General features: G+C 65.9%; 11 protein-coding genes. 8 read left to right on the plus strand and 3 right to left on the minus strand.

The window, feature by feature from the left end:
* Window positions 1–93: 93 nt before the first annotated feature.
* The 8 genes from dnaE to ispD all read left to right on the plus strand — a co-directional run bounded on the left by dnaE (window position 94) and on the right by ispD (window position 11,110).
* Window positions 94–3,624 carry a DNA polymerase III subunit alpha gene (gene dnaE / locus BLR75_RS03855; RefSeq protein ID WP_084310044.1) on the plus strand — a complete coding sequence of 1,177 codons (3,531 nt, stop codon included), beginning with the start codon at window positions 94–96 and terminating at the stop codon, window positions 3,622–3,624.
* 117 nt (window positions 3,625–3,741) lie between these two features.
* Window positions 3,742–4,692 (plus strand): acetyl-CoA carboxylase carboxyl transferase subunit alpha, encoded by a 951-nt coding sequence (gene accA / locus BLR75_RS03860; protein ID WP_084310045.1) that lies wholly within the window; start codon window positions 3,742–3,744, stop codon window positions 4,690–4,692.
* Between the two features lie 71 nt (window positions 4,693–4,763).
* A complete protein-coding gene (gene tilS, locus BLR75_RS03865) occupies window positions 4,764–6,077 on the plus strand; it encodes a tRNA lysidine(34) synthetase TilS (RefSeq protein ID WP_084310046.1) in 1,314 nt (437 codons plus the stop codon).
* A 167-nt stretch (window positions 6,078–6,244) separates the two neighbouring features.
* Window positions 6,245–7,873, plus strand: coding sequence for a CTP synthase (locus BLR75_RS03870; protein WP_084310047.1), 1,629 nt, complete (start codon window positions 6,245–6,247; stop codon window positions 7,871–7,873).
* A gap of 2 nt (window positions 7,874–7,875) precedes the next feature.
* Window positions 7,876–8,721, plus strand: coding sequence for a 3-deoxy-8-phosphooctulonate synthase (gene kdsA, locus BLR75_RS03875; protein ID WP_084310048.1), 846 nt, complete (start codon window positions 7,876–7,878; stop codon window positions 8,719–8,721).
* A gap of 45 nt (window positions 8,722–8,766) precedes the next feature.
* Window positions 8,767–10,056, plus strand: a complete 1,290-nt coding sequence (eno, locus tag BLR75_RS03880; protein WP_084310049.1) for a phosphopyruvate hydratase — start codon at window positions 8,767–8,769, stop codon at window positions 10,054–10,056.
* Between the two features lie 62 nt (window positions 10,057–10,118).
* Window positions 10,119–10,403 (plus strand): cell division protein FtsB, encoded by a 285-nt coding sequence (gene ftsB, locus BLR75_RS03885; RefSeq protein WP_084310050.1) that lies wholly within the window; start codon window positions 10,119–10,121, stop codon window positions 10,401–10,403.
* Window positions 10,400–11,110: a 2-C-methyl-D-erythritol 4-phosphate cytidylyltransferase gene (gene ispD / locus BLR75_RS03890; RefSeq protein WP_084310051.1), complete on the plus strand. Its 711-nt coding sequence runs from the start codon at window positions 10,400–10,402 to the stop codon at window positions 11,108–11,110. Before ftsB ends, ispD begins: the two co-directional genes overlap by 4 nt.
* Window positions 11,111–11,483: 373 nt before the next feature.
* Here the strand turns inward: ispD and yedF are convergent, their stop codons facing one another.
* The 3 genes from yedF to BLR75_RS03905 form a co-directional block, all read right to left on the minus strand.
* Window positions 11,484–11,732, minus strand: coding sequence for a sulfurtransferase-like selenium metabolism protein YedF (gene yedF / locus BLR75_RS03895; protein ID WP_084310052.1), 249 nt, complete (start codon window positions 11,730–11,732; stop codon window positions 11,484–11,486).
* The gene (yedE, locus tag BLR75_RS03900) at window positions 11,686–12,924 is read right to left on the minus strand and encodes a selenium metabolism membrane protein YedE/FdhT (RefSeq protein ID WP_084310053.1); all 1,239 of its coding nucleotides are present in this window, start codon (window positions 12,922–12,924) and stop codon (window positions 11,686–11,688) included. The genes yedF and yedE overlap by 47 nt, the downstream gene beginning before the upstream one ends.
* 70 nt (window positions 12,925–12,994) lie before the next feature.
* A complete protein-coding gene (locus tag BLR75_RS03905) occupies window positions 12,995–13,900 on the minus strand; it encodes a LysR substrate-binding domain-containing protein (protein ID WP_084310054.1) in 906 nt (301 codons plus the stop codon).
* Window positions 13,901–13,968: the final 68 nt, after the last annotated feature.

The following is a 13,968-nucleotide window of genomic DNA, read 5'->3' on the forward strand; positions in this document are numbered from 1 at the left end:
GGCGTCGCCGCCGATGCGCTCCAACCTGTAGCTTTGCGGACAGGCCCGGTACAATCCGGGCCTTGTCGTTTTCGCGCCCTGCATAGGAACCCCATGACCGTATCCTTCGTCCACCTGCGTCTGCACACCGAGTTCTCCCTGGTCGACGGTCTGGTGCGGGTCAAGCCGCTGGTCAAGGCCGTGGCCGGAGCAGGGATGCCGGCGGTGGCGGTCACCGACCAGAGCAACATGTGCTCGCTGGTGAAGTTCTACAAGGCCGCCATGGGCGCCGGTGTGAAGCCGATCTGCGGTGCCGACATCTGGCTCGCCAGCACCGACGAGGACGGTCCGCTCAGCCGCATGACCCTGCTGGCGATGAACGCGCGGGGCTACCGCAATCTCACCGAAATGATCTCCCGCGGCTGGAGCGACGGCCAGCGCAACGGCGAGATCATCATCGAGCGCGAGTGGGTGAAGGAGGCCGCCGAAGGCCTGATCGCCCTGTCCGGCGCCAAGGAAGGAGAGATCGGCCGCGCCCTGCTGGAGGGCGACCCGGCCCGCGCCGACGCCCTGCTCGCCGAATGGCAGGCGGTGTTCCCCGAGCGCTTCTACCTGGAGGTGCAGCGCACCAGCCGGGTCAACGACGAGGAGCATGTGCACGCCGCCGTCGCGCTGGCCGAACGCAGCGGCGTACCGCTGGTGGCGACCAACGACGTGCGCTTCATCAAGCAGGACGACTTCGATGCCCACGAGACCCGCGTGTGCATCGGCGAAGGCCGCGCGCTCGACGATCCGCGCCGTTCGCGCAACTACTCCGACCAGCAGTACCTGAAGTCGCCGGCGGAAATGGCCGAACTGTTCAGCGACCTGCCGGAGGCCCTGGAAAACACCGTCGAGATCGCCCGGCGCTGCAACATCGAGGTGCAACTGGGCAAGTACTTCCTGCCCAACTTCCCGATCCCCATCGAAGGGATGGACATCAACGACTACCTGCGCCACGTCTCCTACGAGGGCCTGGAAGAGCGCCTGGCCGTGCTCTGGCCGAAGGAAACCACGCCGGACTACGAGGAAAAGCGGCAGATCTACATCGACCGCCTGGAGTTCGAGCTGGGTACCATCATCCAGATGGGCTTCCCCGGCTACTTCCTGATCGTGATGGACTTCATCAAGTGGGCCAAGAACAACGGCGTGCCGGTGGGCCCCGGCCGGGGCTCGGGCGCCGGCTCGCTGGTGGCCTACGTGCTGAAGATCACCGATCTCGATCCGCTGGCCTACGACCTGCTGTTCGAACGCTTCCTCAACCCCGAACGGATCTCCATGCCCGACTTCGACGTCGACTTCTGCATGGAAGGCCGCGACCGGGTCATCGACTACGTGGCCGACGCCTACGGGCGCAACGCGGTGAGCCAGATCATCACCTTCGGCTCGATGGCGGCGAAGGCGGTGGTGCGCGACGTGGCGCGGGTGCAGGGCAAGTCCTACGGCCTGGCCGACAAGCTGTCGAAGATGATCCCCTTCGAAGTCGGCATGACCCTGGACAAGGCCTACGAGCAGGAGGAAATGCTCCGCGACTTCCTCAAGTCCGACGAGGAAGCCCAGGAAATCTGGGACATGGCCCTGAAGCTGGAAGGCATCACCCGCGGCACCGGCAAGCACGCCGGCGGCGTGGTGATCGCGCCGACCAAGCTCACCGACTTCGCGCCGATCGCCTGTGACGAAGAGGGCGCCGGCCTGGTGACCCAGTTCGACAAGGACGACGTCGAGGCCGCCGGCCTGGTGAAGTTCGACTTCCTCGGCCTGCGTACCCTGACCATCATCAAGTGGGCGATGGAGATCATCCATCGCATCCAGCGCAAGGCCGGCGAAGAGAACCTCGTCGACATCGACCGCATCCCGCTGGACGACAAGAAGACCTACGACCTGCTGCAGCGGGCGGAAACCACCGCGGTGTTCCAGCTCGAATCCCGCGGCATGAAGGAGCTGATCAAGAAGCTCAAGCCGGACTGCCTGGAAGACCTCATCGCACTGGTGGCGCTGTTCCGTCCCGGCCCGCTGCAGTCGGGCATGGTGGACGACTTCATCAACCGCAAGCACGGTCGCGCGGAGGTTTCCTATCCGCACCCGGACTACCAGTACGCCGGCCTGGAGCCGGTGCTCAAGCCCACCTACGGCATCATCCTGTACCAGGAACAGGTGATGCAGATCGCCCAGGTCATGGCCGGCTACACCCTCGGCGGCGCCGACATGCTGCGCCGTGCGATGGGCAAGAAGAAGCCCGAGGAGATGGCCAAGCAGCGCGGCGGCTTCATCGAGGGCTGCGCGAACAACGGCATCGACGGCGAACTGGCGGGCAACATCTTCGACCTGGTGGAGAAATTCGCCGGCTACGGCTTCAACAAGTCGCACTCGGCCGCCTACGGCCTGGTCTCCTACCAGACCGCCTGGCTGAAGACCCACTACCCGGCGCCCTTCATGGCCGCGGTACTCACCGCGGATATGCAGAACACCGACAAGGTGGTGACGCTGATCGAGGAGTGCCGCAGCATGAAGCTGCGCATCCTCGCCCCGGACGTGAACAACTCCGAGTTCCGCTTCACCGTCGACGACGATGGCCAGATCGTCTACGGCCTGGGCGCGATCAAGGGCGTCGGCGAGGGTCCGGTGGAAGCCATCACCGAGTGCCGTGCCGAGGGCGGACCGTTCAAGACGCTGTTCGACTTCTGCGACCGCGTCGATCTCAAGCGCATCAACAAGCGCACCCTGGATGCGCTGATCCGCTCCGGCGCGCTGGACCGCCTGGGCCCGTACTTCCATGAGGAGGTCAAGGCCTACCAGGCCAACGTCGACCGCAATCGCGCGGTACTGCTGGCGGCCATGGAAGAGGCGATCCAGGCGGCCGAGCAGACCGCGCGCAGCCACGACAGCGGGCACATGGACCTGTTCGGCGGCCTGTTCGCCGAGCCCGAGGCCGATGTCTACGCCAACCATCGCAAGGCCAGGGAGCTGAACCTCAAGGAGCGCCTGAAAGGGGAGAAGGACACCCTCGGCCTCTACCTCACCGGCCACCCGATCGACGAGTACGAGAGCGAGGTGCGGCGCTTCGCCCGCCAGCGCATCGTCGAGCTGAAGCCGGCGCGGGACACCCAGACCGTGGCCGGCCTGATCGTCAACCTGCGGGTGATGAAGAACAAGCGCGGCGACAAGATGGGCTTCGTCACCCTCGACGACCGCTCCGGACGCATCGAGGCCTCGCTGTTCGCCGAGGCCTTCGCCGCCAACCAGGCGCTGCTGCAGACCGATGCGCTGGTGGTGATCGAGGGCGAGGTCAGCCTGGACGACTTCTCCGGCGGCCTGCGCCTGCGCGCCAAGCGCGTGATGGGCCTGGAGGAGGCGCGCACCGGCCTGGCCGAGAGCCTGCGGGTGAAGGTCCATGCCGATGCATTGAAAGGCGATCGCCTGCGCTGGCTGGCCGATCTGTGCACGCGCCACCGCGGCAGTTGCCCGGTGACCGTCGACTACACCGGCAACGAGGCACGCGCCTTGCTGCAATTCGGCGACGCCTGGAAGATCGATCCCGCGGATGCGCTGATTCAGGCATTGCGTGACCAGTTCGGACGCGACAACGTCTTCCTCAACTACCGCTAGCGCGGGAGGCGGCGAAAAGCCGCTCTTGCGCCAGCCTCGACCCTGAGCGCCCGATGCCGTAAGGTAGGGCGCCGAACGGACCAGGCCCAGCCGCCATTAGTGCACGACGGATAGCCCATGAACCCGAATTTCCTCGATTTCGAACAGCCGATCGCCGACCTGCAAGCCAAGATCGAAGAGCTGCGTCTGGTCGGCAACGACAACGCTCTGAACATCACCGACGAAATCTCCCGTCTCGAGGAGAAGAGCAAGGCGCTCACCGAGAACATCTTCGGTAACCTCTCCAGCTGGCAGATCGCCCAGCTCGCCCGTCATCCGCGCCGTCCCTATACCCTGGACTACATCAACCTGCTGTTCACCGAGTTCGAGGAACTGCACGGCGACCGCCACTTCTCGGACGACCCGGCGATCGTCGGCGGCGTGGCCCGCTTCGACGACCAGCCGGTCATGGTCATCGGCCACCAGAAGGGCCGCGAAGTGCGCGAGAAGGTTCGCCGCAACTTCGGCATGCCGCGTCCGGAAGGCTATCGCAAGGCCTGCCGCCTGATGGAAATGGCCGAGCGCTTCAAGATGCCGATCCTCACCTTCATCGACACCCCCGGCGCCTACCCGGGCATCGATGCCGAGGAGCGCGGCCAGAGCGAAGCGATCGCCTGGAACCTGCGGGTGATGGCGCGCCTGAAGACCCCGATCATCTCCACCGTGATCGGCGAAGGCGGTTCCGGCGGTGCGCTGGCCATCGGCGTCTGCGACAACCTGAACATGCTGCAGTACTCCACCTACGCGGTGATCTCGCCGGAAGGCTGCGCCTCGATCCTCTGGCGCACCAACGAGAAGGCCCCGGAAGCGGCCGAGGCGATGGGCATCACCGCCGAGCGCCTGAAGGACCTGGGCATCGTCGATACCGTCATCGACGAGCCGCTGGGTAGTGCCCACCGCGCTCCGGAAGCGATGGCCGCGAACATTCGCGACGCGCTGAAGTCCCAGCTCGCCTCGCTGAAGGCGCTCAGCACCGACGAACTGCTGGCCCGCCGCTACGACCGCCTGATGAGCTACGGCATGGTCTGATCCCGCCGGGAGTCATGGATGGCAGGCAGCGTATATTCTTGCTGCCTGCCCACCGACTTCCTTCCGCTCCGATGTCCCTCGAATCCCGCCTGCTCGAAACCCTCTCTCCCTGGCGCACCGCGCCGGCCTGGCGTGTCGGATTTTCCGGCGGACTGGATTCCACCGTTCTCCTGCATCTTCTGGCGCGGCTCGCGCGACGCGAGAGCCTGCCGCCGATCTCCGCCATCCATGTGCACCACGGCCTGCAGGCTGTCGCCGACGCCTGGCCGGGGCATTGCCAGCGGTTCTGCGACTCCCTCGGCGTGCCCTTGCTGGTCGAGCATGTCGAAGTTGGCAAAGGCGCCAGCCTGGAGCGCGCGGCGCGGGATGCGCGCTATGCGGCGTTCATCCGCAACCTGCAGGCCGGCGAATGCCTGCTCACCGCCCAGCATCGCGACGACCAGGCTGAAACCGTGCTGTTCCGCCTGTTCCGTGGCGCCGGTGTGCGCGGCCTGGCGGGGATTCCCGCTGTTCGCCGGTTGGGGCGTGGAATCTTGCTGCGGCCGCTGCTCGACGTATCGCGGGCGGAGCTGGAAGCCTACGCCCGGTCCCGCGGGCTGAGCTGGATCGACGACCCTTCCAATACCGACAGCGGCTTCGATCGCAATTACCTCCGTCGGGAAGTGCTGCCGGTGATCGCCCGGCGCTGGCCGCAGGCATCGGCGAATATCGCCCGCAGCGCGGCGCACCTGGCCGAGTCCGAGGCGCTGCTCGCGGAGCTGGCGCAACTCGATCTGGTTGCCGCCGATGCGTGCGCCAGCCATGGCGGCTGGGGCGTGCCGTCGCTGTGCATGGAGTCGTTGCGCCAGCTCGGCGAGGCGCGCCAGCGCAATGCGCTGCGCAACTGGCTGGCGCCCTGGACGGCGATGCCCGACAGCGCGCACTGGGACGGCTGGGTCGCGTTGCGCGATTCGGCGCGGGATGCGCAGCCGGTGTGGCGTCTCGCCGCTGGCGAGCTGCACCGCGCGCAGGGTCGGCTCTGGTGGCTTTCCGGCGACTGGCTGCGGGCGCCCGCCGATCCGCCGGGCTGGACGGACCCGCGCGTGCCCCTGGCATTGCCCGGCAATGGCTTGTTGCGTTTTTCCGGCGAGCCGCCGCAAGGCGCGCTCGAAGTGCGCTACCGGCGCGGCGGCGAAATGCTGGAGCTGCCGGGAAGAGGGCGGCGGGATATCAAGCGCCTGCTCAACGAGGCCGGCGTGCCGGTATTCCTGCGCGGCCGCCTGCCGCTGCTCTGGCGATCCGACGAGTTGCTCGCGGTCGCCGGGCTGCCATTCCTGCGCTCCGTTTCCGACGCAACCTGGACGCTGCTCTGGGAGGCGCCGACGAATGACCCGGGTTTGAGCTGAAACGCCCTTTCCGGTAGACTACGCTCCCGTCTTGTACCGCTCCCGCCGATTCCCCCGGAATCAGTGGGAGTTCGCTATTGATCACGACCTTTGTCGTGAACCGGGCTCCGGCCCAATCTTCTTCCCCGGCGGCAGAGCCGCCTAAACGCAGACATTCAGGGCTTTTCATGACGCGCTACATCTTCGTCACGGGTGGTGTTGTTTCTTCATTGGGGAAAGGCATCGCCTCGGCTTCCTTGGCTGCCATTCTGGAAGCGCGTGGCCTGAAGATCACGATGCTCAAGCTGGATCCCTACATCAACGTCGATCCGGGCACCATGAGTCCGTTCCAGCACGGTGAAGTGTTCGTCACCCACGACGGCGCCGAGACTGACCTCGACCTGGGCCATTACGAGCGCTTCGTTCGTACCACCATGACCCAGAACAACAACTTCACCACCGGCCGCGTCTACATGGACGTGCTGCGCAAGGAGCGTCGTGGCGACTACCTCGGCGCCACCGTGCAGGTGATCCCGCACATCACCGACGAGATCAAGCGTCGCATCATCAAGGGCGCCGGCGATGCCGACGTGGCCCTGGTGGAAGTCGGCGGCACCGTGGGTGACATCGAGTCGCAACCCTTCCTCGAGGCGATCCGCCAGCTGCGCGTGGAAGTCGGAGCCAAGCGCGCGATGCTGATGCACCTGACCCTGGTGCCGTACATCGCCACCGCCGGCGAGACCAAGACCAAGCCGACCCAGCATTCGGTCAAGGAGCTGCGCTCCATCGGCCTGCAGCCGGACATCCTGGTCTGCCGCTCCGACCATCCGGTCGACGTGTCCTCGCGCCGCAAGATCGCGCTGTTCACCAACGTGGAAGAGCGCGCGGTGATCTCCCTGGAAGACGTCGACACCATCTACCGCATTCCGTCCGTCCTGCACGCCCAGGGCGTGGATGACATCGTGGTCGAGCGCTTCGGCCTGGAATGCCGTCCGGCGGATCTGTCCGAGTGGGACCGCGTGGTCGACGCCAAGCTCAACCCCGAGCGCGAAGTCACCATCGCCATGGTCGGCAAGTACATGGAACTGCTGGATGCCTACAAGTCGCTGATCGAAGCCATGACCCACGCCGGCATCCAGAGCCGCACCAAGGTCAACCTGCGCTACATCGACTCGGAAGACATCGAGCAGCAGGGCACCGGCCTGCTCGACGGCGCCGACGCCATCCTGGTCCCGGGCGGCTTCGGCCTGCGCGGCGTGGAAGGCAAGATCACCGCCGTGCAGTACGCCCGCGAGAACAAGATTCCCTACCTCGGCATCTGCCTCGGCATGCAGGTGGCGGTCATCGAGTACGCCCGCAACGTGCTGGGCTGGAAGGACGCCAACTCCACCGAGTTCGACAAGTCCAGCGGACATCCGGTGGTCGGCCTGATCACCGAGTGGCAGGACGCCACCGGCGCCACCGAAGTGCGCACCGAGAGCTCCGACCTCGGCGGCACCATGCGCCTGGGCGCCCAGGACTGCCAGCTGCTGGCGGATACCCTGGTGCACCAGTGCTATGGCAAGGACGTCATCGTCGAGCGCCACCGCCACCGCTACGAAGTGAACAACAACCTGCTGCCGCAACTGCAGGACGCCGGCCTGAAGGTTTCCGGCCGTTCCGGCGACGGCGCCCTGGTCGAAGTGGTCGAGGCCCCGGATCATCCGTGGTTCGTCGCCTGCCAGTTCCACCCGGAATTCACTTCCACGCCGCGTGACGGGCACCCGCTGTTCAGCGGCTTCGTCAACGCCGCGCTGACCTACGCTGGGAAGGCCTGATCATGGTGCAGAAGATCGTTCGCGTCGGCGATATCGAGATTGGCAACGACCTGCCGTTCGTGCTGTTCGGCGGCATGAACGTGCTGGAGTCCCGCGACCTGGCGATGAAGGTCTGCGAGGAATACGTGCGGGTCACCGAGAAGCTCGGCATCCCCTACGTGTTCAAGGCCAGCTTCGACAAGGCCAACCGTTCCTCGATCACCTCGTTCCGCGGCCCGGGCATGGAAGAGGGGCTGAAGATCTTCGAGGAGATCAAGAAGACCTTCAAGGTGCCGGTCATCACCGACGTCCACGAGCCGTTCCAGGCCGCCCCGGTGGCCGAGGTGTGCGACATCATCCAGCTGCCGGCCTTCCTCTCCCGGCAGACCGACCTGGTCGTGGCGATGGCCAGGACCAACGCGGTGATCAACATCAAGAAGGCGCAGTTCCTCGCCCCGCAGGAAATGCAGCACATCCTGCGCAAGTGCGAGGAAGCCGGCAACGACCGCCTGATCCTCTGCGAGCGTGGTTCCTCCTTCGGTTACAACAACCTGGTGGTGGACATGCTCGGCTTCGGCATCATGAAACAGTTCGAATACCCGCTGTTCTTCGACGTGACCCATGCCCTGCAGATGCCGGGCGGTCGCGCCGACTCCGCCGGCGGCCGCCGCGCCCAGGTCACCGACCTGGCCAAGGCCGGCCTCAGCCAGGGGCTGGCCGGACTCTTCCTCGAGGCCCATCCGGACCCGGAAAACGCCAAGTGCGACGGCCCGTGCGCGCTGCGACTGAACAAGCTCGAAGCCTTCCTGTCCCAGCTCAAGCAGCTGGATGACCTGGTGAAGAGCTTCCCCGCAATCGAGACTGCCTGATTTTCTAGCTCGCCCCGTTTAACAATCCTTGGAGTGCATACAAGAATGGCAAAGATCGTCGACATCAAGGGCCGTGAGGTCCTGGACTCCCGCGGCAACCCGACCGTTGAAGCGGACGTGATCCTGGACAACGGCATCGTCGGCAGCGCCTGCGCCCCGTCCGGTGCTTCCACCGGTTCCCGCGAGGCTCTCGAACTGCGCGATGGCGACAAGAGCCGTTACCTGGGCAAGGGCGTGCTGAAGGCCGTGGGCAACATCAATGGTCCGATCCGTGACCTGCTGCTGGGCAAGGACGCGGCCGACCAGAAGGCCCTGGACCGCGCGATGATCGAACTCGACGGTACCGAGAACAAGGCCAAGCTGGGCGCCAACGCCATCCTCGCCGTGTCCCTGGCTGCCGCCAAGGCCGCTGCCCAGGCCAAGGGCGTGCCGCTGTACGCGCACATCGCCGACCTGAACGGCACTCCCGGCCAGTACTCCATGCCGGTTCCGATGATGAACATCATCAACGGCGGCGAGCATGCCGACAACAACGTCGACATCCAGGAATTCATGGTCCAGCCGGTCGGCGCCAAGACCTTCGCCGACGCCCTGCGCATGGGCGCCGAGATCTTCCATCACCTGAAAGCCGTGCTGAAGGCCCGTGGCCTGAACACCGCCGTGGGTGACGAAGGTGGCTTCGCGCCGAACCTGGCTTCCAACGAAGACGCCCTGGCCGCCATCGCCGAAGCCGTCGCCAACGCCGGCTACAAGCTGGGCGACGACGTGACCCTGGCCCTGGACTGCGCTTCCAGCGAATTCTTCAAGGACGGCAAGTACGACCTGGAAGGCGAAGGCAAGGTGTTCGACGCCGCCGGTTTCGCCGACTACCTGGCCGGTTTGACCCAGCGCTACCCGATCATCTCCATCGAAGACGGCATGGACGAGTCCGACTGGGCCGGCTGGAAAGGCCTGACCGAGAAGATCGGCGCCAAGGTGCAGCTGGTCGGCGACGACCTGTTCGTCACCAACACCAAGATCCTCAAGGAAGGCATCGAGAAGAGCATCGCCAACTCGATCCTGATCAAGTTCAACCAGATCGGCTCGCTGACCGAGACCCTGGAAGCCATCCAGATGGCCAAGGCCGCCGGCTACACCGCGGTGATCTCGCACCGTTCCGGTGAAACCGAGGACTCGACCATCGCCGACCTGGCCGTAGGCACCGCCGCCGGCCAGATCAAGACCGGCTCGCTGTGCCGTTCCGACCGCGTATCCAAGTACAACCAGCTGCTGCGCATCGAAGAGCAGCTGGGCGCCAAGGCGCCGTACCGCGGTCGCGCGGAATTCCGCGGCTAAGGCTAGTCTGGTACGTTGAAGGGGTGGCAGGAGCCACCCCTTTTCTTCATTAGGAGCCCGACTTGAGGTTACGCAGTCCCTACTGGCTGTTCCTGGTGCTGAGCCTGCTGCTTGCGGGGCTGCAGTATCGCCTGTGGATCGGCGACGGCAGCCTGGCGCAGGTGCGCGAACTGCAGAAGCAGATCGCCGACCAGCAGGGCGAGAACGAGCGCCTGCTCGAGCGCAACCGCATCCTCGAAGCCGAAGTGGCCGAGCTGAAGAAAGGCACCGAGACCGTCGAGGAGCGTGCCCGCCACGAACTCGGCATGCTCAAGGACAAGGAAACCCTGTTCCAGTTGGCCCAATGAAATTCCGCGACATTTCCTTTCCGGCCTTCTGGGCCGTGATACCCGCCGCGGGCATCGGCTCGCGCATGCGCGCCGACCGGCCCAAGCAGTATCTCGAACTCGCCGGCCGCAGCATCCTCGAACGCACCCTCGATTGCTTCCTCGGTCATCCCGGCCTGAAGGGGCTGATCGTCTGCCTGGCGCCGGACGATCCCTGGTGGCCGACCCTGGCCTGCGCCGGCGATCCGCGCATCATCCGTGTCGACGGCGGCAGCGAACGCGCCGACTCGGTACTCAACGGCCTGCTTCGCCTGAACGAAATGGGCGCCGCCAGCGACGACTGGGTGCTGGTCCACGATGCGGCGCGTCCCAATCTGTCGCGCAGCGATCTCGACCATCTGCTCGGTGAGCTGGACGATGATCCGGTGGGGGGGCTGCTGGCCGTCCCCGCGCGGGATACCCTGAAGCGCGCCGACAGCGACGGTCGGGTCAGCGAAACCATCGACCGCAGCGTGGTCTGGCTGGCCTACACCCCGCAGATGTTCCGCCTCGGCGCGCTGCACCGGGCGCTGGCCGATGCGCTGGTGGCGGGCGTGGCGATCACCGACGAGGCGTCGGCCATGGAGTGGGCAGGACAGGCTCCGCGTCTGGTCGAAGGGCGCGCGGACAATATCAAGGTCACCACGCCGGAAGACCTGCAGCGGTTGCAGCGCAATTTCTCCCGCTGAAGATCGCTGCAATGCAAAAGCCGACCAAACAGGTCGGCTTTTTTGTGCATGGCATTTCGTGTAGGGCGAATGAAGCGGAACGCCTCATCCGCCGATCAGCCCATGTGCCGGGGCTCGGCGGATAACGCTGGCGCGTTATGCGCCCTGCGGTGGTGGCTACAGGAGGAGGCTGTAGGAGCGGGCCATGCCCGCGAATTGCTCTTGCCGCATCAGGTCGCGGGCATGGCCCGCTCCTACACAGAATTCGCGAGCAAGCTCGCTCCTACAGGTACGTTCCCGCTCTTCGTAGGACCGAGGGGGACGCCCAGTCCTTGCTCGCGAACAAAATGCACTGAGATACCAAGACAGTTGCTCCTACAAAAAGCCCAGAGTCTTACCCCGCCAACGGCACCTCGATCAGGAAGCGGAACAGCGCGCCATGGTGCTCCACCGGCAGGCAATGGTAGCCATGGCGCGTGGTGTCCTCGGGAATGCCATGCACCGACTGCGAGCAGTCGGTGATCACCTCCAGCAGTTCCCCCGGCTTCATGGTCGCCAGGGTTTCCAGGGTGGCGATGGCGTTGTAGGGGCAGTGTTCACCGCGCAGGTCGAGCGACAGTGTCGGTGCTTTCTTTTCGGTCATGGGTAGTGTTCCTGAAGCGGGTGAAACGGTTGGCGTTGAGCTGGACCAGCAGCATGCAGATGCCCAGGCCGGCGAAGGTGATCAGCAGGCCTCCGGCGGGGCCGAAGCTCTGCAGCAGGTTGAGTTTGGGATAGGGCAGGGCGAGGCTGGTGCCGAGCTGGTCCCAGTAGGCCGCCACCAGCGTGCCGCCGATGACGTTGCCGACCCCGACCACCCAGAAATGCACCTGGCCCTCCATCGAACGGTACATCCAGCCGGTCTCGCAGCCGCCGGCGAGGACGATGCCGATGCCGAACAGCACGCCGCCGATCACCGCGTTCGGCCCCATCCAGAAGATCTTCGGTGGCAGGCCCTGGTGGATCGCGGCGAAGGTACCGACGCAGGCCGCCGCCATGCCGAGCAGGATGCCGAGGGCCGCCTTGGTCCGGCCGGTGGTCCAGAGGTCGCGGGCGGCGCTGGTGAAGCAGATCTGCGCGCGCTCGATCAGGCCGCCGAACAGCAGGCCGAACAGGCAGGCCATGCCCAGCACCAGGGAAACCTCGAAGCGCCAGGCGGCGAACAGCGCGGCCACGGCCAGCACGCCCATGCCCAGGCGCCATTGCAGGCGGGCGCGGCGGGCGAGTTTGTCGGCGTCCGGCAGGGCGCTGGCGCCGCTGCTGATCTTCAGCGGCGTGCGCAGCATCGGCAGGAGGCTGAGCTTCACGCCGAACCAGGCGCCGATCACCGTCGACAGCATGAACGCCCAGGCATGCACCGAGAACATCGGAATGCCGGTGAAGAAGGCGGCGAGGTTGCAGCCCATCGCCAGGCGCGCGCCGAAGCCGGCGATGATGCCGCCGATCAACCCCTGCAGCAGGCGCCGCTTGCTGGTCGGCCAGCGCAGACTGACGTTGCCGGCCCAGAGCGCGCAGCACAGCGCGCCGAGGAACATGCCGACGATCATCACGCCGTCGACGCGGTCCAGCGGCGTGCCCTGCAGGCCGATGAGTTTGAAGTAACTCCATTCCTGCGTCGGCACGCCGAACCAGGACAGCACGTGGCCGCCCCAGCGGGTGAATTCGCCGGTCACCGCCCAGAAGGTGCCGGTCATGGCGAAGTAATAGGCGGAAGCTACGCCGAGGGCCACCAGCGTTGGCAGCGGCGACCAGAAGCGCAGCAGATAGCGTTCGCGGAATTCGGAAAGGAGGGACATCGGGGCGTCCTTGTCGTGGGAGGGTCGGGAAACCGGAAATTCTAGCCGGATTGGCGCTGCCGGGGTTGCCTCAGGGCAGCGCCGTCTCGCTCTGGACCGGGTGAATGCGCTGCAGCTCGAGCTTGAGGAAGTCCACCAGCTGACGCACTTTCGGCGACAGGTGCCGCTGCTGCGGATACAGCGCCCACACCGCCGTGTTCGGCGGCCGGTGCCGTTCCAGCAGCGATACCAGGCGCCCGCTGCGCAGGTGTTCGAGCACGTAGTAGTCGGGCAGCTGGCACAGGCCGAAGCCGCGCAGTGCGGCGTCCAGCACCGCCTGGCCGCTGTTGCAGCGCCAGTTGCCCTGGACCCGGTGCTGCGTTTCGCGGCCGTCCTCGAGGAATGTCCACTGGTCGCTGCTGCCGATCAGGCAGTTGTGCTGCGCGAGATCGCCCGGCGATTGCGGCCGGCCGTGGCTTTCCAGGTACTCCGGGGTAGCGCAGAGATACATCACCCGCGGCGCGATGCGAGTGGCGACCAGCCGCGAATCGCTCAGGCGGCCGAGGCGAATGGCGAGGTCGAAGCCCTCGTGGAGCAGGTCGAGCTGGCGGTTGGACAGTTCGATCTCCACCCGCAACTGCGGATGTTCCGCCATGAAGGCGTTCACCTGCGGCACCACGTAGCGTTCGCCGTAGGCCACCGCGCAGGTCATGCGCAGCAGGCCCTTGGGCTCGGCGGAGAGGTCGCTGACCACGCGCAGCGCTTCCTCGCGGGCGTCCTGCAGACGCTGGCAGTGCTGCAGGAAGGTCTGCCCGGCTTCGGTGAGCGAGACCTTGCGCGTGCTGCGGTAGAGCAGGCGGGCCTGCAGGCGTTCCTCCAGCCGGGCGATCTGCCGGCTGACGTGCGAAGAGGAAACCCCCAGGCGCTGCGCCGCGGCGGTGAACTGGCCGGTCTCGGCCACGGCGACGAATTCGTCCAGCCCTTCCCATCGATTCATGGCTATTATCCCTGGATGGCAATAATGTTTTGATTATTGCCTGATTATTCGCTCAAACGGGGTTTTCT

This window comes from Pseudomonas jinjuensis (assembly GCF_900103845.1).
Lineage (GTDB): Bacteria > Pseudomonadota > Gammaproteobacteria > Pseudomonadales > Pseudomonadaceae > Pseudomonas > Pseudomonas jinjuensis.